Source organism: Legionella hackeliae (genome assembly GCF_000953655.1).
In the GTDB taxonomy this organism is placed as follows: domain Bacteria; phylum Pseudomonadota; class Gammaproteobacteria; order Legionellales; family Legionellaceae; genus Tatlockia; species Tatlockia hackeliae.
This window is the reverse complement of sequence record NZ_LN681225.1, coordinates 2,154,693-2,176,777: the sequence shown is the minus strand read 5'-3', so window position 1 is coordinate 2,176,777 and position 22,085 is coordinate 2,154,693. Positions and strand designations below refer to the sequence as shown.

Genomic DNA, 22,085 nt, shown 5'->3' with positions numbered 1-22,085 from the left:
ATTTTGGGAAAAATATGACAATCAGTTATGAAGATTTTGAACGCGTTGATTTGCGTTCTGGAACAATAGTAAAAGTGGAAGAGTTTCCTCGCGCAAAAAAACCTGCCTTTAAAGTCTGGGTTGATTTTGGAGAGGAAATCGGAATTCTACAAACTTCTGCTCAAATCACGGTTAACTACACTCTTGACTCATTAATTGGACGTTCAGTTGTGGGTTGTGTGAACTTAGGTGAAAAAAATATCGCTGGATTTACCTCACAATTTTTATTAGTTGGTTTTACGGATGCTAATGGTGCAATCAGCTTACTTACCACGGATCCTGCAGTTCCTAATGGACAAAAATTACATTAACTTTTGTCCATTAGTGAGTTTTACATTAGAAGTTGACTATTAGACTTATCAGACTCAGGAATTGTTGGGGTTTCATGAATGATTACATCATCTACTTCATAGGGATCAGTATCTTCCTCTAATTGAGGAGTTTTTGAAGTGTCATGAGTGATCACTTCAGCATCCACCTCAAAGAATCCTGGCTGCTTTGCAGCGGCTTTTGGAGTTTCATAAACAATTACATCATCCTCTGTATCAAAAGAAACTGTTTTGTCATTGTTAGAGCTGGTAAGTTTTTTAGTTGCCCCAGAAGATGATTCATCCTTTTCTGAAGAAGGTTTCCTTAAAACCTCTAGTTTATGATAAGAATGAGGAACTTGAGGGGATGCTCCCTGATATAAAGAAACGATATTTTTCATTGCTGCGTTATATGCAGTCAATTGTTTTTGTGTATGCAATGAAAAACCCTGCAAGAGAGTATGGCATGCTTCAAAATCGGGGTTTGACTCTAGATCACTTAGTGTAACTCGATTGGGAATAGCACGAATACCTAGCCAAGCTAACATTTTTTCAAAAAACCAGGCTTGTTTCCTGTTATGTGATGAAATAGTTTCTGTTATATAAGTAAAACAAACCTTCTTAAGGGTGTTAAAACTGTTTTTTAAATGTTTCGGCTGATTCTCAAAAGTATATGTGATGTATTTATTCAAATAGCCGGCAGCTTTTTGTAACTCTTCTTTACTGACTTGTTTATTTTGCATTTTCTTATTCAGCACGTCTATTTGAGCTGAATCGAGGTGAGGAGCATAGATTTTTTCTGTTTGCGTAATAATTTTAGTCAAGAGCTTATGGGCAATCGAAGATTCTTTATGCGTGGTTAAAAAGAGTTCCCCTTCTTCTAGAGCGTGATGAAGAGCAATCATACGTGTGTCATCTACAGAACTGTCATTAATTAAATTTTGAATAGCCTGGATGTGTTCAACATAGTTATTATAAGAAATGCCATTTATCGTTTTTGTTTCAAGAAGATCTAATACAATTTTTTCAACATCATAATCAAGCAACAACAAATCTTCATCAAAAGGTGCTAATAATTCATCCAGGGTCTTTTGCTCAATATTTTCGGTGAGCAAGAGCGCTTCAAGTTTCCTATTAATAGCAAAGGGATTTTTGCCTGTGGCCATTTCCAATTGATTTAAAAATTGTTCAGTTGGTAATTGCAGTATTTCAGGAGCTAACAAGGTTTGGAAAACCTTTAAACTAATACGCTCTGTTGGAATATTTCTTGTTAGTGCCTTACTTAAGATAGCTAAATTTTTATACCTGAGATCACTAGTTTCTATGGCTAACGAATCAATATTAGCGTGGAGATTTTTTACCTCTCCTCCCAATAAAAACGATCTTAAAGCTAATCCTACTTGAAAAGACATAAAAGGAAGAAGGTCTAGTTTCAGTCTCTCTGCTTTAAAATTTGTTCCATTATTGTTGTTGTTTACATATTTTAAGTATTCTTGTGGAGCATACCAAATGCTTGGGCGTATCGCGCTTATTTTCACATGGCGTTCGGGCTGAAATCTTTTGCGATCGCTAATAAGAATTTGACCATTATCAAGTAAAAAATTGGATAGTTTAATATCAGAATGATAAAAACCTAAAGCGATTAATTCCAGGCAAAATTGACTAATTTGCAAGAAGTAATCTTGCCCTTGTTCGGCCAGAGCAGAGGGTTGCATTCTTATTTTTTTTGCGACTTGTTTTAAATTCCCTTGAGTCGCATATTGACTAATTGCCGCTGGATGATAACTGGAAATATCCTCATTTTTCTGTCTATTTGAAAAAGTGACGAAGTCTTTAACAAAAAATCTGTCGATCGGGTGAGATTTAAACCGTTCTTCCCCGGCAGCAGTTTTACGTTCTTCATATCGAACTACTAATTGGATTGGCTCTTCTTCTTTGGAGACAACAGTGAGCAGTAAATTTTTATTGTTGACTTGCTTTTTAAATGGCTTTAATTGATACCCATCGAATTTTTCAGCGTTTTCTTCAGTTATATGTATTGCTCCATAAGAAAGAGCAAACATGTCCATATATTCTGTTATGAATTTATGAAGCTCGAGTGACGAATCAACAAGTTTAAAGAGTTGAAGATGAAGATTTTTTAGTTTGTCATTAAGCTCAGCAAGTTTACTTTCCTCATAATCTTGTTTTAGAAGCTGCGTTAAAAGAAGATAGCGTTTATCCATAAGCTCATAAAATTCACGTCTTTGAGTTTTAATATCGCCGGATTTTTTTTCTTCCTTCGGGGTAATGGGTTGTAAGCGTTTATATGCGGTTGCGTATTGTACAGCTCTCAGCGTAATGGAAGCATCTGGATGGACTCCATACCTCTGCATCACTTGTCTAAATGTTTCGTCTTTTTGAGTTCCAGGCTCATTTTGAGGTTTGGGAAGTTTAAATGCCTCCATACGCCATGCATATATTGCATCTGTAAGCGCTTGCACACGTGATCGCGGTGGCTTCTTTAAAAATTCTTGCTCACAATTGTCAACGACAGCTTTGGAATACATGTCAATTTGTTGCAAATACATTATTTTCATCGATTCATCGTTTGTTTCATTAAACTGATCAATAAGAATAGACAAGTGCTTGTAATCGGTTCGAATGGCAATAACAGAAGAAACCTTAGGTTTAGAAAGCATGAAAAAACTCAATAAATAAACAATTTGTCCATATTATCACTATGAATATATTTGTACAATAAGGTAAGAGAATGGACTTTATAACGTCATTGTATAGCTAAGTGAAATTTAAGATATCAACAGAATTCTATCCAATGTTAAGCTATAGGAAGGATATTTCCTTTCTACAAATTATGAATAATAAATCTTATTTAGAAACATCACGTTATCCTTTGTTTCGCCTGTTGAGCTACATGAAAGGTGATCGTAAAACCTATTTAGCAGCAACATTGTATTCCATATTAAATAAATTGTTCGATATTTTTCCCGAAGTATTAATAGGCGGCGCTGTAGATGTTGTTGTTAACCGCCAACATTCATGGTTAGCTCGATTAACAGGTTATCCGAATATGTTAACTCAGTTAATCCTTCTTGGTGTTTTAACGTTCATTGCTTGGAGCCTGGAGTCTATTTTTCAATACCTATACAGCGTGAAATGGAGGAATCTAGCACAAAAAGTTGAGCATCGACTTCGTATGCAAACCTATCAACACATTCAAAATGCCCGGATGGAGGATGTTGATAAAACGCCAATTGGCCAATTGATAGCGACCATTAACGATGATATCAACCAATTGGAGCGTTTCTTAGAGGACGGAATTAATCAGATTATTCAAATTGTTTCGTCAACAATTTTAATTGGAATTATTTTTCTATTTTGCTCTCCTTTGATTACGTTATTCTCTATCTTACCAATCCCTTTTATTTTACTAGGTGCTTTTTATTTTCAGCATAAGTTAGAACCGAAATTTATAAATGTGCGTGAAAAGGCGGCCAATATTTCTGCAGCACTGACTAACAATTTAACTGGTCTTTTAACCATAAAAAGCTTCACGGCCGAGAAATTTGAAGCCCATCGGATAGAGGAATTAAGTGATGACTATCAACAGGCAAACCGGGAAACGATTGTTATTAGTTCAATGGTAACACCCGTAATACGTATTATGATTTTAACGGGTTTTTTGTTTACCTTGCTAATAGGTGGATATCAAACAATTCATGGTGAGATGAATGTGGGAATATTTAGTCTCCTGGTTTTTTTATCACAACGACTTCTATGGCCTTTTTCTTATTTAGCGGATGTAACGGTCAATTTTCAACGAGCAATGGCATCCACAACAAGAGCTTTAAATTTATTAACTTGGGAGAAAGAAGAAAACAATACCGAGAAAGCAAACATTCAATCGATAAATAAAGAACAAGAAGGTTTATTGATTACTAATTTATCGTTTACTTATCCTGAGGCAAAGCGGCCTGTGTTTAAACATTTCAATATTACTGTTGGCAAAAATCAGACTGTGGCGTTTGTTGGTGAATCAGGCTCGGGCAAAAGTACTCTCATAAAGTTACTCTGTCGTTTTTATAATCCGGAGCAGGGTGCCATTTATTGGGATGGGCAGAATATTGATAAATATGAATTGTCTGAATGGCGACAACAGATTGCTTTAGTCAGCCAAGATGTTTTTCTTGTTGAGGGGACGATTGCTCAGAATATCGCTTATGCTAAAGTTGGAGCGAAACTTGAAGATATTCGACATGCAGCGCAGATAGCGGGTGCCGATAAATTTATTGAAAGTCTGCCACAAAGTTATGATTCCTATGTGGGGCCAAGAGGAGGATATTTATCTGGCGGTCAAAGACAACGAATTGCCATTGCACGAGCAGTTCTTAAGAAAGCACCTATTCTTATTTTGGATGAGGCAACGTCAGCGGTAGATAATGATACCGAGCTAGCAATACAGATGGCCTTGGCAACAATTTCACACAATAAAACCACTATCATAATTGCTCATCGTCTTTCTACTGTCACAGGTGCAGATAGGATCTATGTTCTTGATAAAGGGGAGATCATTGAACAAGGTAAGCATCAAGAGTTAATCGCTAAGCCGACTTATTATCAGTATCTGTGGAATATTCAAACAGGGGGAGTCAAGAAATCGATATAATCAGTGCGTTATTCACCGAGGAGTGAGGTGAAATCACTCTGTTTGCTCTTCCTTTCTCAGGTGAGCTAATTTCAATTTTCTCAATGAATTAATATAAAACCAACCAATATCAAATTCGTTTTTCTTATACGAAAATTTAACTGCGGCAGGATCATAGTGATGGTTGTTATGCAATTCTTCGCCCGCAACAAGAATTCCCCAGCGTGTTAAATTATGAGAGTTATCATTAGTTTTGAAATTGCGATATCCACAATGATGACCTAATCCATTAATGAAGGCGGTTTGTGCAACAATCTGAAAGATCATTTGCAAATTCCACAATACAACACCCCATAAACCAAAAAGGGCAATTTCTATGAGAAGAAAATAAAAGGGCCCCATTTTGGATTTATAAACATAAGTCTCTAGAAAATCATTATCATTAACATAGCCATATTTATTAATGATTTCTGGATCTTTTGCTTGATTATAAATTTCTGCACCCCTTAAAAACATATTGAGTAGACCATGGTTTAATGGGCTATGAGGATCTGAATTTTGATCAGGATTTTGATGATGTGCACGATGTATTGCTACCCATTCAGATCTCACAATTCCTGTGGTCAAAAAAAGCCAAAAACGAAAAAAATGTCTTAAGGCAGGATGAAACTCAACCGCTCTATGGGTTTGGCTTCGGTGTAAATAGATGGAAATAACAATCATTGTTATATGGCAACTCACTATAAAGAATAAGAGCATGCCTGCCCAGCTGAGTGGAGTTATTCCATCAATAAATATTGTAGGGGCCCAGAAAATACAATAAATCCAGTAAATGCTAACAACGGATAGAGTTAATAGAGCTTGTTGATTATGAAGTTTAGTCTTTAGAAGGCGAAACCTGATCATAAAAATTACCTTAGAATTATCATATCATTCTGAAATCACATGAAATTTCAAATTGGAATGTCTCTTAAGCGATTCTATAGAGTTAAGTTAAAATATAGTACAAAAATTACACAAAAATACTTTTTTTTAGAATTAATCAAAAAAATTAAATTTTTTATTAATAAGTCTTTGTAGAAACAATTTTTTTTTTCTGAGACACTAAATTAAAGGATTTCTTTTTATTATTTCGGAGGTTTAATGAAAATAATAGTTATAGGAGCTTCTGGAACAATAGGTCAAGCTATCGTTGCTGAGTTACAACCACGTCACGAGATTATTACAGCAGGTTTTAGTTCAGGAGATATCAATGTCGATATTAGTGATAAAACTTCAATTGAGATAATGTTTAAAAAAATCCAACATGTGGATGCCGTTGTACTTGCTACTGGAAGTGTACATTTTGGCGAGTTTATGCAGATGCACGAGGACGAGTTTAATGTAGGCTTGAAAAATAAGCTAATGGGCCAAGTAAATACGGTCTTAATCGGCCGTCATTATTTAAATGAAGGTGGTTCATTTACACTAACAAGTGGGATTTTAAGTAATGATCCTATTCGTTATGGAGCCTCTGCCTCGATGGTCAATGGAGCGTTAGATTCTTTCGTAATTGCTGCAGCTATCGAGATGCCTAGAAAGCAACGCATTAATTGCGTAAGTCCAACTGTGGTTACAGAGGCGATGGAGAAATATGCCCCTTATTTTCGCGGTTATGAACCTGTTAGTGCTGCACGCGTTGCTCTGGCTTACAGTAAGAGTGTAGAGGGCTTGCAAACAGGGAAGATATATCAGGTGCAATGAGGACATAGTCAAGAACCCATAAAGCTCGAGCTATTAGGGGTTCTTGATAACATTCTTATACAGTCTCAGTTATTTGCTATTAATGAGGATGCTTTTTGTGACGTTCAGGAAAAATGTCTTTGAACTGTAAATGCTTGCTTGCTTCCATTGCAGCATGTCTACGCTTTGAAAATCCTCCCAGTTTGTAAACTAGAATAGGGCCAACAAAACTAATCAAACCCATAATAAAGGCTATTTTGTAAGTAGGGTCGTTATTTAATACCAGGAAAACCAGGCAGACTAGCATAAGAGCTATAGCGGCTAGTCCAGTATAGGGGGAGCCTGGTGTTGTATAGCTTAGATCATCTGTTGTATAACCTGCTTTATATAAGCGTTTACGGAAATTTATTTGTGCCCAACACAGTGAAATCCATGCAATTGCTCCTGTAAAACCTGACACCAGTAATAAAGCAATGTATAACATGGATTGTCCAAAGAAATAGCCTGCAGCTAGTAATATCCAAATTGCAATGAGCGTGACGATACCGGCATTTTGTGGAACGGCGTTACGATTAAGTTTACTGAGTTTATGTGGGGCCATCCCGTTTCGCGCCAAGGCATTGAGAGAACGAACGATTCCGTACACACCTGAGTTTGAGCATGATAATGTCGCGGTCAGCGTGACAAAACTAGTCGCGGCTCCTGCCCATTTTAAGCCGTAAAAATTAAGTGCGTCCGCAAATACGGAGTTTGCCAGCCCTGCCTTCTGCCAAGGGAAAATTAAAACTAAACAAAAAACAGGGATGATATAAATAAACAAAATTCTGAATGTTACTGTCCGTATGGCCCGAGGAATCATGCGAGCTGGATTAATGGATTCTCCGGCAGCAAGACCAATAATTTCGGAACCTTGGTAATTTACTAGCAATAGAACCATCGCGGTCAATAAGACCATAGGTCCATTGGGAAAGAGACCACCTTGGTCAAAAATAAATCGTCCGCCAACGATGCCCGTAGGTTGAGGTCCATGAATAATACCAAAAAATATCAGAATCGACAGACCAACAAAGCCCATCAGAGCAGCAATTTTGATAATCGCTAGCCAGAATTCAATTTCACCAAAGGTGCCGACTTTAGCGATATTGATATAAGTAATAATCAAACCAAAGCCGACGGCCCATATATATCCGTTGATCCCTGTAAAATGCTGCATGATGATTCCACCCGCAATACATTCAGCGGGTATATAGGCAACCCAACTAATCCAATAGGACCAGCCAACACCACATGCGATAGTTGGGGAAATGAAATCAGCAGTGTAGGTAATAAAAGAACCTGAGATAGGTATAGCAACTGCTAGTTCGCCCATACAAAGCATCGTAAGATAAATGATTAAGCCGCCTAACATGTAGGCAATAAACACAGAAGGACCTACCTGATTAACAACTTCTCCAGTTCCTAAAAAATAGCCGGAACCAATGATTCCGCCTAGAGCAATCAACTGAACGTGACGATCTTTCAACCCACGTCGGTAGCCGCCATCGTTAATTGGAGCGGTATTGTCTTGTTTGTGCTTAGTCACTAACTGTATAGTCTCTCAAAAGTAAAACATTAATGGGCTGAAAATTGTATAATATTTTTATATTTTGTCTATAAATTTCTATAAGAAATTTCAATAGAGAGAGATTTTTATAAGAAAAAAGCGGAGAACGCAAGAGTTATTTTTGACATAATTATGAATTGATAACTTACAAAAAAATAAATACTTATTTTAAGCGTATTTTTTGTGATTTTTTAAAACATTACCTATCGGAATAAATGATGAAAATTGTTGAAAGCGAACGCATAATTATTCGCGAATGGCGAGAAGCTGATCATCCTTTTTTTGCTACCATGAACTCTAACAGGCAGGTTATGGAATATCTCCCTGCTTTGCTGACTCAAGAGGAAAGCTCTGCAATGATTGTGCGAATTGCGGCTCATATCCAGCAGCATGGATTTGGATTATGGGCTGCAGAATTTAAAGAAACGAAAGAATTTATGGGTTTTATTGGTCTGAATATTCCTTCATTTTCGGCGCATTTTACTCCCTGTATTGAGATCGGGTGGCGTTTATCGTTGCCTTTTTGGGGAAAAGGCTTAGCAACAGAAGGTGCAAAGGCTGTTTTAGCGTATGCTTTTGAGTATTTGGGTTTAAAAGAAATCGTTTCATTTACTACAGTTTCAAATGTGCGATCACAACGAGTCATGCAAAAAATAGGAATGACCCATGATAAAAGTGATGACTTTTGTCATCCAAGGTTGCCCTTAGACCATTCTTTATCCAAGCACGTGTTGTATCGTATAACGCACAGTATTTGATAAGGGTTAAGTAAATATTATTTTTTAAATTTGGGTTGCAGCCTCGTTAATAATGGCTTCTACAATGGGGTTTTTAAAGCTAACATGTTGTGGTAAACCAATTGCGATAATCGACGGAGCTAACTCCATTAAAGCACGCAGGGCCTGATGTTTATCTTCAGACGAGGTATTGTTATCTTCGAGCAATTCTATATTGGCAAGAAATGCTGCTACTGTCGCTTTTCTAACTTGGACACCTTTGAATTCTTTGTAATCAGTCCCATCTGCCAAAATATCTTGGGGAGAAATGGTTTTTCGCGTCATCATGCAAATCCCTGACAGGTTAGGCTTGTCTTCTTTTATATAGTAAATTGAGAGGATAAACAATGGCTTTTTGACGATGTTTAGGAAAATGAATGTCTGCTTATGAAAAAAACATTTTGATTATCTATGGTGATGCAGGGAAACATTGGTTGGCTCAATTGTCGACTTTAATTCAAGAGATTTCATTAAGCTGGGAGCTTAAGCAGTTAAAACCTGTTGAAAATTTGTCGCATAACTATGTTTTATTTGGGTTTCAACATGAAAGACCGATTATCCTTAAATTGAGTCCAGAGAGTATTGTATTAAATAAAGAGATCAGTGCTCTTGAGGCTTTTTCTGGTTACGGAGTGGTTCGTGTTTTAGCGCACGGCAATCATGCACTGCTGCTTGAAAGAGCTGTCTCTGGTCAATCGTTAAAAATGTTTTGGCCTTATCAGGAAGAACAGGCCACTACTATTGTGTGTGAATGTATTAAACGCCTGCATCAGGCGCCTACTCCGGCAAATAGTCATTTTCCTCATCTTAATGAGTGGTTTGCTTTACTTGATGAAGAATGGCCAATTCCATCTTTGTATCTTCAAGAGGCAAGAAAGCAAAAAGAAATACTCTTTCAAACGACGAAGTCTATAAAACTGTTGCACGGTGATTTACATCACGAAAATATATTACAAAATGGCGATACTTGGATTGTTATTGATCCTAAAGGTGTTCTCGGTGATGAGGTTTATGACCTTGCTGCTTATTTACGAAACCCAATGCCTCAATTACTTAGCACAGAAGATTCATTAGCTGGCCTATTAAATCAGCGAATAAAAAGAACTGCGGAACTACTTAATTTTTCAGAGCATCGAATTCGTCAATGGTGTTTTACACAAACAGTTCTCTCTTGGGTGTGGAATTTGGAGGATGGTCTCGATACTGGTTATTTTGCTCACTTATCTGAAGTTTTCTTATCCTTACTGAATAAAAATTAATATTTTGTTATTGACTGTTAGGTTGCCGGCAGCTATTTTCTTCTTGCAAAAATTACCTGAAGCTTTGTGTCATAAAGAAGTATGGAAATTAACATGGATGGGATGACTAGATGAAGATCTTGAAGATTAAAGAATACCTTGAGAGTTATGATCTTAACAAAGGGTATGGGCGTGTATTTAAAGATGAGCCTCATATTGCTGAGTTACGTAGATTCTATGAAGATGAAGTAGAGGGAGTAAGTGGCGAATTAACTCCTAGAGAGCAATTGAAATTAGTAAAAATTTGTCTTGGAAAAAATACCTGGAATGAGTCAGCAAGTAGCAATGCTTTAGATGGTCTTCTTAAAGAGCTTGGTGGTATAAATGCATTGAAAAAATTGCAGGAAAATAAACAACTATCAGCTGACAATGTTGTACTTGTAGGGCAATTCAAAGGAGCTGCTGCGGAAAATTTAGCATTGCTGATTGGAACTTTAAAAGGTTACACTCTCGATGTACCTCTTGCCAACTTTGTTCAAAATGTTCATTTGCCCAATCTTCATGAAAAATTAAAAGATATAGCGTCTCTTAAAGCAGAAAAGATTTTATCCAAACAAACGCTCTTATTAGTCGCAAATAGTGCATCGCCTTGTGCAATGGCTAGCAGCATCCTCTTGCTACGGCAACATGATGTCAGTGTTGAGGAGTTAGGTTGCTTGGTATCTTCATGCTTAATGAGTTCAACGTATTCTATTTTATCGCTGCTAGCTTCTATCAATCCAGAGTTAATAAAAGCCAATCTTCCAGCAATTTGTAAGCTTGGTCAGGAAACACTAGATTTTCGAGTGCTTCTTGGCGAATTGTCGTCTACAAAAGAACTAATAACTCAAAGCAATATTGAAGCATGTCTAAATCCTAAGGTCTTGCAAGCAACCGATTGGATACGTGATATGCTGAGCACGTTTACTGAGGCGAAATGGAGTCTTATAGACAATCTACCTCGTTTATTAGAGAGTGTAGTCAAGCAGGAGCATTTAAAAATAGGCCTTGCTGTCGAAGCATTAAAAAAAATTAAATTAAAGCCAGAACATGCTCAACTAATTTTAGATACGCTTTATAAGTCTCCCCAACACCACAATTCTTTGACTGATGCTGTAATTACACTTTCACAAATGGATGCTTTAACTGACGAGAATCTGGCAATAGTGATCCGTACTCCCCAATATGCGGATAAAGTAGCTGAAGGGATAAGGATTTTAAAGAAAATCTCTATGGATGATAGTGAAAATAAGACATGCCTTAGTAAAGTACCTGAGTATGCAGTTTCAGTTGCATCCTTGTTTAAACAGTTGGTCAAGGTGAAGCAATTTTCCCGCAAGACTCAAGAGCTTGCTCTTAAACAACCGGAGAATGCAGAGGTTGCCGCAAAAATTATAAGATTTTTACGTCTGGAGAATATGTTTTTAGCAAAAAATCTCCCTAGTTTTGAAGGGGGGAAAATTAATCTTTGTGAAGAATTGTTAACAAGGAATTTGATGATCTTGGAGTTTTCTGATTTGTTATCAGATATGGAGAGTGCGGAAATACTCACTGCTCCAAATCTTGGGAAATTAATTCAGAATTCCAAATTTATTCGAAGTATTGCCAGTGCATGTTGCTGTCTTAATAACAACAGTAGACTAAGTCAGGAAAATTTTGATGCACTTTTTGATGATCCAAGGCGGGCTATAGAAATTGCTTTAGCTTTACAAGGAAGTGCAAAACCTGCGCCTGATAATACTGTTCAAGATACTTTGGACAAAGGAATAGAAGACTATTTAAGGATTAGAAGGGCAGCAATTCTAATGGCTCAAGGACAAAGAAAGGACTCTTTATTTAAACCTGTAAACATCAATGAGAAACAGCTTGAGAGATATAATGAACTCTTTAAAAATCGTCCTATTATCAATTCTCTAGAATTGCAAAAGGATGAACATAAAGAGCTGTTATTAAAAATTGCTAAGATGTGTGGAAATGGGCATTTGGAACCTGAGGCAGAACAGGCAATTGCTTCAGATGCATTTATAGAGTTTAAGGCCAGGTAAAAAATTAGGGTTGTCCACAGTTTCGGTGGATAACCCTGTGGACATCAAAGTATAAAAAGTATTATTGATGATGTAGCCATGATTTAACAGAAATTACTGTCTGTTCGGCCACACTCATTAATTGGTGATAGAGTCGTTCTAGATCTTTTTCATACCCGGTTTTTCGATAACGCTCAAGGTATTGACAGGCCTGTTTAAGGCGTGAGGTACCACAATAGACTGCACCGCTTTTCAATTTATGAGCGAGACTTTCAATTTGAGCCCAATCTTTATTTGAGTATGCAGACTTTAATTTCTCTAATTCTTTAGGCAATTCGCTATCAACCATGGAGACTAAAATATCTTTTAGTATGACTTCATTACCAAGATTATTAATACCCATTTCGGCATCAAGCAAAGGGAATTGCTCAAGCATAAATAAATCCTCTTCTGTCTCAGGTAAATCATGGTTGTTATTAAATAGAGAAGTGGATTCTTTAGGAGTACGAGGATATTTATTTAATATATTTTGCAATAAACCTGTTTGTAAGGGTTTTGCATATAAATCATTCATGCCTGCTTTTATAGACTCATTTTTTGCTTCTCTTGAGGCGTGTGCGGTCAGACCAATAATGGGCATGGCGATAAAATTGTTTTCTTTTTCCCATTGGCGAATTGCCTTTGTTAATTCATTGCCAGACATGCCAGGTAACCCAATATCAGTGAGAATCAGATTGAATTTTTTTTCTTTGGCAAGTTGCAAAGCGGTTTCACCATCGACTGCTTTGGTTACTTTACAACCTTGTTGAAGACATAAATTTTCGGTAATACGTAAAGCAATATCATTATCCTCTACAATTAAAAGATTGTAATCTGTCTCGAGATTGCTGTCGGAATCAGAGTTAGAGGAAGTAGACGACGCTGATTTTTGTTCGTGCTGTATCGATAAAACAAAATCTTTATCTGATTTTTCTTTCAGGTCATGAGCTTCAATCAGGGGTATTGTGAAAGTAAACTCTGTACCCACATTCTCATCTGAGCTGACACTAATTGAACCACCAAGTAAATCAATAAATTTTTCCACAATATGCAAACCAAGTCCATGTCCAATATAATCTCCCTTATAAGAAGGAGACACGCGGTAAAATCGTTCAAATATTTTGGGCAATAATGCCTTTGGGATACCTTTTCCCGTATCCGCAATACAAAACTCCAGCATCTTGGGGTTATCAGAAGCTATTCTAACGCGAATAGTTATGGAGCCATTTTCTGTAAATTTAATTGCATTGCCAACCAGATTTAAAATAATTCGGCTTAACTTAAAGCGATCGGATTTAATATTAATGGGAACTTCTTTGTCAATAATTAAATGACACTCAAGATTTTTATGAAATAAAGTGGGTTTTTCCAGGAAAATAATATCCTCAATGGATTGACGGATATTAAAGGTATCTTTATGCAGATCTTCTTCTTTGCCTTCTTCGGCAGAAACGAGATCGAGTACACCGTTCAACAGTTTTAATAATTGTTGTCCGCTTTCATAAATCCAACCTGCAAATTGCTTTTCTTCTTCGGAGGTTACTTTATCCTCTAAAAGTTGCGCCATCCCTATAATTCCTGTTAAAGGAGTACGGATATCATGGCTCATATTTGCAATGAAATTAGCTTTAGCGATCTCAGCTTTTTTAACGCTGGTGACATCGACAGTAATACCTAGAAGCCCAATAATTTCACCAAGGTGATTTTTAAGAGGCATTTTATTGACAAGGGTGTGATATACACGACCGTTTTTATCAATCAACTCTTCTTCCAAGTTTAAAATAGGCTTACCTGTTGCAAGAATCTTTTTATCGGTCGCACGATAGCTATCAACAAGTGTAGTGTCCCAGCCAAAATCATAATCTGTTTTTCCTATTGCGTGTTTAGCAGAGGGTAATCCCATTATGTCGGCAGTAATGTCATTACAGAAAATGTAGCGAAATTCTTTGTCTTTCCAATAAACATAACAGGGCATTTGTCGAATAACGTTTTCAAGACAACCACGAATTTCATCCATATACTCCTGGGCCGATAGTCGTTTAGAAAAAACCTGTCCTGTAACTTCATTAACAGAGCGAGTAAGAACGTCATACATTTCTTCTTGCTCAGTCACATCTTTATCAAAAAGAAAAATAGACGGCTTTTTATCCACCTTACCTCGTAACAACTCCCATTTTTTTTTGTGTTTCTTAATTTTCATAGGATCTTGATTGAGGATCAAATTGTCTTTATCAGAAAAAAGAGGGGGGTGACCGTGTTTTTCAAGAAGGTCATTAAAGGAAGAGGATATTTTGATTTCTTGCTCTGTGAAACCAAAAAGTTTTTTTGAATAACTGTTTAAATAGATAATTTGAAAATCTTTATTTAATACGATAAATGAATGCTTGAGTGCGTCATATGCTTTACCTAAAACTACAATTTCTTTCTTCGACAACTTCATTGATGGTCCTTTCTGTATAGCGGCTTTATAGACCACAATATTCCTGAATATAATTTACAATATACTTGCTATTTTCGGCATCTAGTATTGTTTCATGATTGGCGTCTAGCATATGGCAAGTAATTTTCCCTTTGTTAAAGTTTGACCAGCCATTTGAAGGATCATTAATTGACTGATAATCCTCAGCAAGATCGCTTGCTTTAAATAATAGCATATCTTGGTTTAGCTTTGTCGGGGTGTGAGAAAGAAGTAATTGCATCCTTTTCCATGCGAGTTCAATCATATTTTCAGGTAAGTCAGGGTGTGAAATACGTAGTAATTTTTTAAAGTGTGTTTCATTACTTTGTTTAGGTGAAAAAGATGCCCAGCTATCGATAAGACCTAATAAATTGATCTGGTTTTTTTGTTTTTTTAGCAATGCTGCGACCTCGTAAAGAAGACTTCCCCCGAAAGAATATCCCAGTAAATAATAAGGACCATGGGGTTGAATCGATTTAATAGCATCCAAGTAAGCTTTTGCCATAGACGAAATGTCTTCGTAAAGTAAATGGTCATTGCCAACACTTGGATCTTGGAGTCCATAAATAGAAAGCGGGGTATTAAAGCATTTTGTTAAGGAATCAAAGCAATAAACCAATCCACTGATTGGATGGCAGACAAAAAGATTAGGCGTGTTAACTGTATAATTAAATGGTACAATGATATCCATCATCTTTAAGTTGCCAGTACTTGAGGAAATAACGTCACTTAATTCAGCAATTGTCGGTGTTTGGTAAAGCTGATTAATCACCAAAGAACGATGAAAATGACGATTTATTTTTTCAATAAGCTTTAAAGCTTTTAAAGAATGCCCACCAAGATCAAAAAAATTATCCTCTGTACCAATATTCTCGATACCTAAACTTTCCTGCCATAATTGGGCAAGCTGAGATTCTATTGAATTACGCGGAGCTTGGTAGTTATTTGCAATATTCAGATCGGTTCTGGATGCTCTGATATCAGGAGACCCAGACACGTTATCTTTCTCCATGACTAATTTGCTATAGCTTTTTATGTCAAAGTTTGACACAGCGAGATTTGTAAAATTAGTCCGTAGTGCTTGTAAAAATACTTGTTTTCCTTGTTCAGGAGATATGTCATTCCCTCTGTCAAGCCAATTGAGATCAGAAGGATGCTTCGTTTCTATAGCCATACCTACATCGCGCCAGGTATTCCAGTTTAAACTGATAACAAACTTGGATTGAAAGGCATTGCTTAAAGCAAAGGCATCAAGACAAGCATTGGCTGCACAATAGTCAATCTGCCCTTGCTCTCCTGTCAACGCGGCAATTGAAGACATTAATACCACAAAATCTAAAGATATATCCTTGAATGCTTTTAATAAATTAAAGGTGCCATGAATTTTAGGGCGGAAGACAGTATCTGCTATTTCACGTGTTTTTAACTGAACAAGACCACCACCAGCTACACCAGCGCAGTGGATAAGGCCATTTATAGCGCCAAACTTTGTTTTGCATTGTTGGATAGTTTCCCGTAAAGCCTCAGAATCGGCGATATCAACGTTGTAAAAATAAAGATCAGCTCCTTTTTGTTTTAGGTGGTTTAAGAGTTTAATCTTTGGGTAAAGCTTGTGAGTGGGTTCAGCAAGAACTTTGTTCCAGGTAGTTTCTGGAAGCATTGGAGTTCTGGAGAGAAAAATGAGTGTTGGATTATTAACCTCTTCAGTAATTAGTTCACTAACAGCAAGTCCAATACCCCCTAAACCGCCGGTGATTAAATAAATGCCTTTATCTCGAAATCGATTGTGAATTTTAGTTGTTTCAGCCAAGGTGTATGACAAATCCCATTGATAGCCATTTCTGTAAGCAGTAAGGATATTTTGAGTTAACCAGTCATCGTTTACAGAGGCGTTTAACAGGTGAGATAAACAAGTGTTCTTAGACGAAGAAAACTCTACTGGATTACTATCGATAACTTTGCAAACAATATTCGGGTGCTCTTGGGAAATGACGCGACAAGCACCAATTAAACTAGCATTCACTGGAGAAATTAATTCGGTTCCCAAAATACGTTGAGTACCCTGAGTCAGCACACCACAACGCAATGGAGTATCTTCACCCATTATTTCTCTGTAGGCTTGTGCAATAAACAGTAAACTATAAAAGCTTGCATTGAGCTGGGTATCAATTTCCTCGTTGGATAGTTTGCCAAAAAACAATGGATTGCAAGAGGTAGTATGAAAAAGAATAGGATGCTTAAGTTCAGTTTTTAAATGTTCAAATAATTTTAAGTAATCACTTTTTGTTTTAAGACTAATTCTAAAATGATTGGAATCCAACAATTGATAGCTTTTCCCTGGTTCAACAATAAATAATTTGGCGTTATAATCCCTTAACAATGAAATCAATTGATTTCCAATCTCAGTATTATCTTGAAATACAATCCATGTATGCTCACGTATTTTACGAGCATCAATGTCGGATGGTTCTAGATTGGCTAGCTGATGTGACCATACTGGTTTATAAAGTGAGGGTTGGTTGCTTGCATTTTCTCTAAATTTATCAGGCTTTATCCAATAGCTCTGTCTTTGGAAAGAATAGGTGGGTAAAGCCACCCGTTGGAGAGATTTATTATTATGCAGTGCAAGCCAATTGATAGTAACGCCTTCTTGCCATAATTTGCCAACGGCAGCGAGTAGCGCTTCGACATCCTCAGTTTGTTGATGATGATTGGGCAGAGTTTGGATACTAAAGGCGTCAGCATCTGGGACTGTCATTTTAAGAAAGCTGCTTAAGCTTCGTCCTGGTCCTACTTCAATAAAATGAGAATGTTTGCTCTGAATTAAATTTTCAAAACCGTTATTTAGTAAAACAGTGTCGCGAAGATGACGATACCAATAATCAGGATCCATGGCTTCCTCTGTAGTAAGCCAATCTCCCGTTACATTTGAAACTATAGGCATAGTTGGTGGCGACAAAGTAATGTTTGCAAATATTTCTTTGAACGACGTCTCAATGGTCTCCATGAGACTGCTATGAAAGGCATGACTGACTTTCAAACGTTGGAAGGAAATCTCGTCTTGAGATAAGAAATTCTCAAGTGTTTGGATCGTATCCATCTTACCTGACGCTACACAATGATGTTTCGCATTGTGTACAGCTAATTCAATACCAGTTATTTGCTTTTGAATCGTTTTAAATTCGCTAACACTGCATTCAATAGCAAGCATAGCGCCTTTCGGAGCACTGGACATCAAAAGACCACGTTCGCATACCAGAGCGACTGCATCTTCGTAAGAAAAAACACCCGCTAAAGCAGCTGCAACGTATTCCCCTAAACTGTGCCCTATAAGTGCTTGAGGTTTTATGCCAAAATCCATCAGCAAGTGAGCCAAGGCATATTCAATAATAAACAAAGCAGGCTGAGCATATTGTGTTTGATGTAAGCGCTCATCCTTAGGATTATTGATAATTGTTTCTAAATCACAGTGAAGGTGTAATTTAGCAATTTGAAACCCTTTTTTAACGAGGCTTGCAAATAATGAAAACTCTTTCATTAACTGAGTAGCCATTTTATGGTATTGCATCCCCTGGCCTGGAAACATAAATACAAGATTATGAGGGCTATGTTCTGGAGACTGCTGGGCCTTGGATTGAGAAAAACTTTGTCTAATGACTTTTAACGTATCGCCTGTTGCGATTCGTCGCCATTGGAAATCCTCGCGTCCAGTTTGAAGTGTATAAGCAATTTTAGGGAGACAAGACTTAAGATTGTCATCACTATAGAGCGATAATTGCTTTAAAAGTTGTTCCGTGTTTTCTTCCAAAGCCGTCAAGTTTTTTGCGGACAGGACTAAAAGTTGTTGGGAGGTAGAAACTGATAACTTTTCTTTCGCAGTATATTCTCCCAAAATCATGTGGGCATTTGTGCCTCCCACACCGAATGCACTAACACCGGCGTAACGTTTGGACGATACAGGTTTTTTCCATTCTATAAGTTGGGTGTTAATAAAAAATGGGCTATCGTCTAAGGCCATATTAGGATTAGCTTTTTTAAAGTTGACCATCGGTGGTATCTTTTGATGATAAAGACTTAAGCAAACTTTAATTAACCCTGCCATCCCGGCTGCAACGTCTGTATGACCGATATTGCCTTTAACTGAACCTAGTGCACAAAAGTGAGTGTGCTCAGTTTGTTCCTTATAAACAGAATTTAATACATCAAATTCAATGGCGTCCCCTAAGGTGGTTGCTGTTCCATGAGCCTCAACAAAACTGACATCGGCGGCAGTAATTTTTGCTGTGGCCAAAGCTTCGCGAATACATGCTGTTTGGCCGCTGGTACTAGGTGCTGTAAATCCAAGCTTATCTGCACCATCATTATTGATTCCTCTGCCTTTAATCACCGCATAAATAGTATTTTTATCGGCAATAGCATCTTTTAATCGCTTGAGAATCACTATGCCTACACCATTGGAAAATACAGTTCCATTTGCCTTTTCATCAAAAGGTCGACATTTGCCATCAGGTGATTCAATACTTCCCTGGGTATAGGTATAGCCATCTTCTTCTGGTACGACAATGGATACGGCCCCTGCTATAGAAATGTCTGATTCACCAGCTATCAGGTCGTGGCATGCTTCATCCACAGTAACAAGACCCGTGGAGCATGCTGTATTTACGTTGAGACTTTTTCCTCTTAGATTGAGTCGATAAGAGACTTGCGTGCTAAGCATGCTCGATGAACTAGCAATGCGACAATGAAAACGATCATGTTCTTTACAAAACCAATTATTTTTCAACAAATTTTCGTGCAAATAAGTACTATCTGCCATTCCTGCAAATACACTGATTGTCTTTGAGTGTAGTTTTGTTGGAGCGATACCGGCATGTTCTAATGCGGTCCAGGCACACTCTAAAAAAATTCTTTGCTGTGGGTCGGTGATACTGGCGTCAACTGGGTTAAAACCAAAAAAATTGGCATCAAATTTGTCAACCTCACCGATGACTCCGCGGACAGGCACAAAGTTTTTATCCCCTATTTTATTGGGATCATTTAATTGGTCAGAGGCGAATTGAGTCAAACAATCTTTGCCATCCAGAATATTTTGCCAATACTCATCAAGAGAGTTTGCCTTTGGAAAGCGGCAGGCCATGCCAATAATTGCAATGTCTTGTGACGTTGCTGCATGTATTTCTTTAACAACAGGAGTTTCGATATCACCATCTAAAAAACGGCTTAATTTATGAATCGTGGGGTAAGAAATGATGTGGGAAATTTGTAATTCAGATTGAAGCGCTTCATTAATTCTGGAGCAAGCTTCAGCAATAAGCAGTGAATTCGCACCAAGTTCAAATAAATTCTTATTGACGTCAATTCGGTTACGGTTTAGAAGACCTTGCCAGATGGTTGTAATTTTTTCTTCAATAAAGCTGGCGGGGGAGTTATCAATGTGGAACGATAAATCAATATGACTGATCTGATCCAGTTTTGATTTATCCACTTTTCCTACGGATGTCAGTGGCAGATCGTCGACTAAAACATATTTCGCAGGCAGCATGTAAATTGGTAGTTTGTGACTTAAATACTCACGAATTTCATCAGCATGAATAGTCTTTTTTGTCGCTGATAAAACGATGTAAGCCGTTAGCATTTTGTGAGAACCGCCCCCAATTTCAACACGTACAGCGGCAAGGCTAATTAAGGGATGTTGCATGAGTTGATTTTCGATTTCATTAAGATGAATTCGAAAACCACCAATCTTGACTTGATCATCATAACGTCCCAAAAATTGAATGTCCCCAGAAGGTAACATTTTTACTCTATCTCCCGTTTTATAAAGCCGATTAAAGGGGTGGTTTGGCTCACAAAACGGATTCGGAATAAATTTTTCACTATTGAGAGGAGAGTTATGATAGTGAATTGCTAAATTAACGCCTCCAATATGAAGCTCACCTTCAGAGACCTGGACCTTGTTTTCATCAAGAATGTAGACCTCTACATTTTTTATAGGCTTACCAATACTGGCTAAGCGCTCATCATCTTCTGACCACTCTGGATTTATAATTTGGCGACAAGTAAAGGTGGTTGCTTCGGTGGGTCCATAGCCATTAATTAATTTGATGGGTAGTTTTTTCTTTTTGCGATAATCACTTAAATCTTTTAAAAGAAGGGCATTGACCTGTTCGCCGCCAAAGATAATGACTTCAACGCTGTCTAAGGTATCCATTGCTGATTTAATCAATTGATGGAAAAAACCGGTGGGTAAGAACAGATATTTAATGGCACTATGATTTAAAAAACTTTTTAGGCGAGTGTGATCTGTGCGGACAATAGAGGGCACAATCACAAGAGTTGCTCCGTTTAGAAGAGCGCTCCAGATTTCAAAAGTACTACCATCAAACGCTAAATTACTAAATTGGGCTACTCGCTCGTATTCTTCGACTTTTGCAAAATTATCAATCTTCACAAGATTGACAACAGCTTGATGAGAAACAAGTACTCCCTTAGGACGTCCAGTGGAGCCCGAAGTATACATCATGTAAAGAGGAGATTTGGAAGCAAAATGCTTTTTATTACTAAACCGAGGATGGCTGACAGATTCCAGGTAAATATGTTTGATAAGACGGACAGCAAAACTCTTTTCATTGACCCGATTGATATATTGTTCATTGGTAACGATTAAACTTGGTTTGGCATCCTGTAACAGTTCTTCCAGGCGAAGTTGAGGTGCCATTGAATCTAAGGGGAGATAAACTGCCTTTGCTTTTATAATTCCTAAAATACAAACGATATAATCAATGCCTGGATCTAATAAAATACCGACAAATTCGCCTGGGTTTACATTATTTTTTTGAAGCCAATAGGAAAACTGATTCGCTTTCTCGTTCAAAGCCTGGTAGGTAAGTATTGTACCGTCTTCGTCCAGAGCGATATGATTAGGTGTTTTCTTTGCTTGGTCTTCAAATAGTTCGACCACAGTATAATCATATGCTGCACTATTTATCATTATGATGTTCCATCGAGCGAGTTTATTTTTAAAAAATTATCCTTGCTATAAAAGGAAAAAATATCAACAAGTATACATCATAATTGGCTTCTTAAGTTAAAAAATAAGCAATCTTTACGGTTAAGAAATATTTGATTTATAGATCATCAAATATTCAGGATACTAACTTCAAATTTTAACTCGGAGGCAGTAACTTTATGTTC

At 37.2% G+C, this 22,085-nt stretch carries 12 protein-coding genes; 6 read left to right on the top strand and 6 right to left on the bottom strand.

Annotated elements, in window-relative coordinates:
- The first annotated feature begins 14 nt into the window (after positions 1 to 14).
- Positions 15 to 350: a tRNA-binding protein gene (locus LHA_RS09690; RefSeq protein WP_045107517.1), complete on the top strand. Its 336-nt coding sequence runs from the start codon at positions 15 to 17 to the stop codon at positions 348 to 350.
- Positions 351 to 370: 20 nt separating this feature from the next.
- On the opposite strand, the gene LHA_RS09685 is transcribed toward LHA_RS09690, so the two are convergent.
- Positions 371 to 3,028 (bottom strand): protein kinase family protein, encoded by a 2,658-nt coding sequence (locus tag LHA_RS09685; RefSeq protein WP_045106362.1) that lies wholly within the window; start codon positions 3,026 to 3,028, stop codon positions 371 to 373.
- A gap of 173 nt (positions 3,029 to 3,201) precedes the next feature.
- Here LHA_RS09685 and LHA_RS09680 point away from each other — a divergent pair, with 173 nt between their 5' ends.
- Positions 3,202 to 5,013 (top strand): ABC transporter ATP-binding protein, encoded by a 1,812-nt coding sequence (locus LHA_RS09680; protein WP_082060328.1) that lies wholly within the window; start codon positions 3,202 to 3,204, stop codon positions 5,011 to 5,013.
- A gap of 33 nt (positions 5,014 to 5,046) precedes the next feature.
- Here the strand turns inward: LHA_RS09680 and LHA_RS09675 are convergent, their stop codons facing one another.
- On the bottom strand, positions 5,047 to 5,898 hold the full coding sequence (locus LHA_RS09675) for an acyl-CoA desaturase (protein ID WP_045106361.1): 852 nt from the start codon (positions 5,896 to 5,898) through the stop codon (positions 5,047 to 5,049).
- A gap of 237 nt (positions 5,899 to 6,135) precedes the next feature.
- On the opposite strand from LHA_RS09675, the gene LHA_RS09670 reads away from it, so the two are divergent.
- The gene (locus LHA_RS09670; RefSeq protein WP_045106360.1) at positions 6,136 to 6,735 is read left to right on the top strand and encodes a short chain dehydrogenase; all 600 of its coding nucleotides are present in this window, start codon (positions 6,136 to 6,138) and stop codon (positions 6,733 to 6,735) included.
- A 79-nt stretch (positions 6,736 to 6,814) separates the two neighbouring features.
- On the opposite strand, the gene LHA_RS09665 is transcribed toward LHA_RS09670, so the two are convergent.
- Positions 6,815 to 8,296 (bottom strand): amino acid permease, encoded by a 1,482-nt coding sequence (locus LHA_RS09665; RefSeq protein ID WP_045106359.1) that lies wholly within the window; start codon positions 8,294 to 8,296, stop codon positions 6,815 to 6,817.
- Positions 8,297 to 8,535: 239 nt separating this feature from the next.
- Here LHA_RS09665 and LHA_RS09660 point away from each other — a divergent pair, with 239 nt between their 5' ends.
- Entirely contained in the window at positions 8,536 to 9,075 is a 540-nt protein-coding gene (locus tag LHA_RS09660) for a GNAT family N-acetyltransferase (RefSeq protein ID WP_082060327.1), read from the top strand.
- 24 nt (positions 9,076 to 9,099) lie between these two features.
- On the opposite strand, the gene LHA_RS09655 is transcribed toward LHA_RS09660, so the two are convergent.
- Positions 9,100 to 9,381, bottom strand: coding sequence for a hypothetical protein (locus LHA_RS09655; RefSeq protein ID WP_045106357.1), 282 nt, complete (start codon positions 9,379 to 9,381; stop codon positions 9,100 to 9,102).
- Positions 9,382 to 9,470: 89 nt separating this feature from the next.
- Between LHA_RS09655 and LHA_RS09650 the strand changes: the two genes are divergently transcribed.
- On the top strand, positions 9,471 to 10,352 hold the full coding sequence (locus tag LHA_RS09650) for an aminoglycoside phosphotransferase family protein (protein WP_045106356.1): 882 nt from the start codon (positions 9,471 to 9,473) through the stop codon (positions 10,350 to 10,352).
- A 110-nt stretch (positions 10,353 to 10,462) separates the two neighbouring features.
- The gene (locus LHA_RS09645) at positions 10,463 to 12,415 is read left to right on the top strand and encodes a hypothetical protein (protein WP_045106355.1); all 1,953 of its coding nucleotides are present in this window, start codon (positions 10,463 to 10,465) and stop codon (positions 12,413 to 12,415) included.
- 61 nt (positions 12,416 to 12,476) lie between these two features.
- On the opposite strand, the gene LHA_RS09640 is transcribed toward LHA_RS09645, so the two are convergent.
- On the bottom strand, positions 12,477 to 14,873 hold the full coding sequence (locus LHA_RS09640; RefSeq protein WP_052673667.1) for an ATP-binding protein: 2,397 nt from the start codon (positions 14,871 to 14,873) through the stop codon (positions 12,477 to 12,479).
- Positions 14,874 to 14,898: 25 nt separating this feature from the next.
- Complete coding sequence (locus LHA_RS09635; protein ID WP_045106354.1) at positions 14,899 to 21,882, bottom strand: type I polyketide synthase; 6,984 nt, start codon at positions 21,880 to 21,882, stop codon at positions 14,899 to 14,901.
- Positions 21,883 to 22,085 lie beyond the last annotated feature (203 nt).

What these genes read in the sequence shown, in the direction of transcription:
- LHA_RS09685 (WP_045106362.1), bottom strand. Translation starts at nt 3,028, where the DNA reads ATGCTTTCTAAACCTAAGGTTTCTTCTGTTATTGCCATTCGAACCGAT.
- LHA_RS09670 (WP_045106360.1), top strand. Translation starts at nt 6,136, where the DNA reads ATGAAAATAATAGTTATAGGAGCTTCTGGAACAATAGGTCAAGCTATC.
- LHA_RS09690 (WP_045107517.1), top strand. Translation starts at nt 15, where the DNA reads ATGACAATCAGTTATGAAGATTTTGAACGCGTTGATTTGCGTTCTGGA.
- LHA_RS09640 (WP_052673667.1), bottom strand. Translation starts at nt 14,873, where the DNA reads ATGAAGTTGTCGAAGAAAGAAATTGTAGTTTTAGGTAAAGCATATGAC.
- LHA_RS09655 (WP_045106357.1), bottom strand. Translation starts at nt 9,381, where the DNA reads ATGATGACGCGAAAAACCATTTCTCCCCAAGATATTTTGGCAGATGGG.
- LHA_RS09645 (WP_045106355.1), top strand. Translation starts at nt 10,463, where the DNA reads ATGAAGATCTTGAAGATTAAAGAATACCTTGAGAGTTATGATCTTAAC.
- LHA_RS09650 (WP_045106356.1), top strand. Translation starts at nt 9,471, where the DNA reads ATGTCTGCTTATGAAAAAAACATTTTGATTATCTATGGTGATGCAGGG.
- LHA_RS09660 (WP_082060327.1), top strand. Translation starts at nt 8,536, where the DNA reads ATGAAAATTGTTGAAAGCGAACGCATAATTATTCGCGAATGGCGAGAA.
- LHA_RS09635 (WP_045106354.1), bottom strand. Translation starts at nt 21,882, where the DNA reads ATGATAAATAGTGCAGCATATGATTATACTGTGGTCGAACTATTTGAA.
- LHA_RS09680 (WP_082060328.1), top strand. Translation starts at nt 3,202, where the DNA reads ATGAATAATAAATCTTATTTAGAAACATCACGTTATCCTTTGTTTCGC.
- LHA_RS09675 (WP_045106361.1), bottom strand. Translation starts at nt 5,898, where the DNA reads ATGATCAGGTTTCGCCTTCTAAAGACTAAACTTCATAATCAACAAGCT.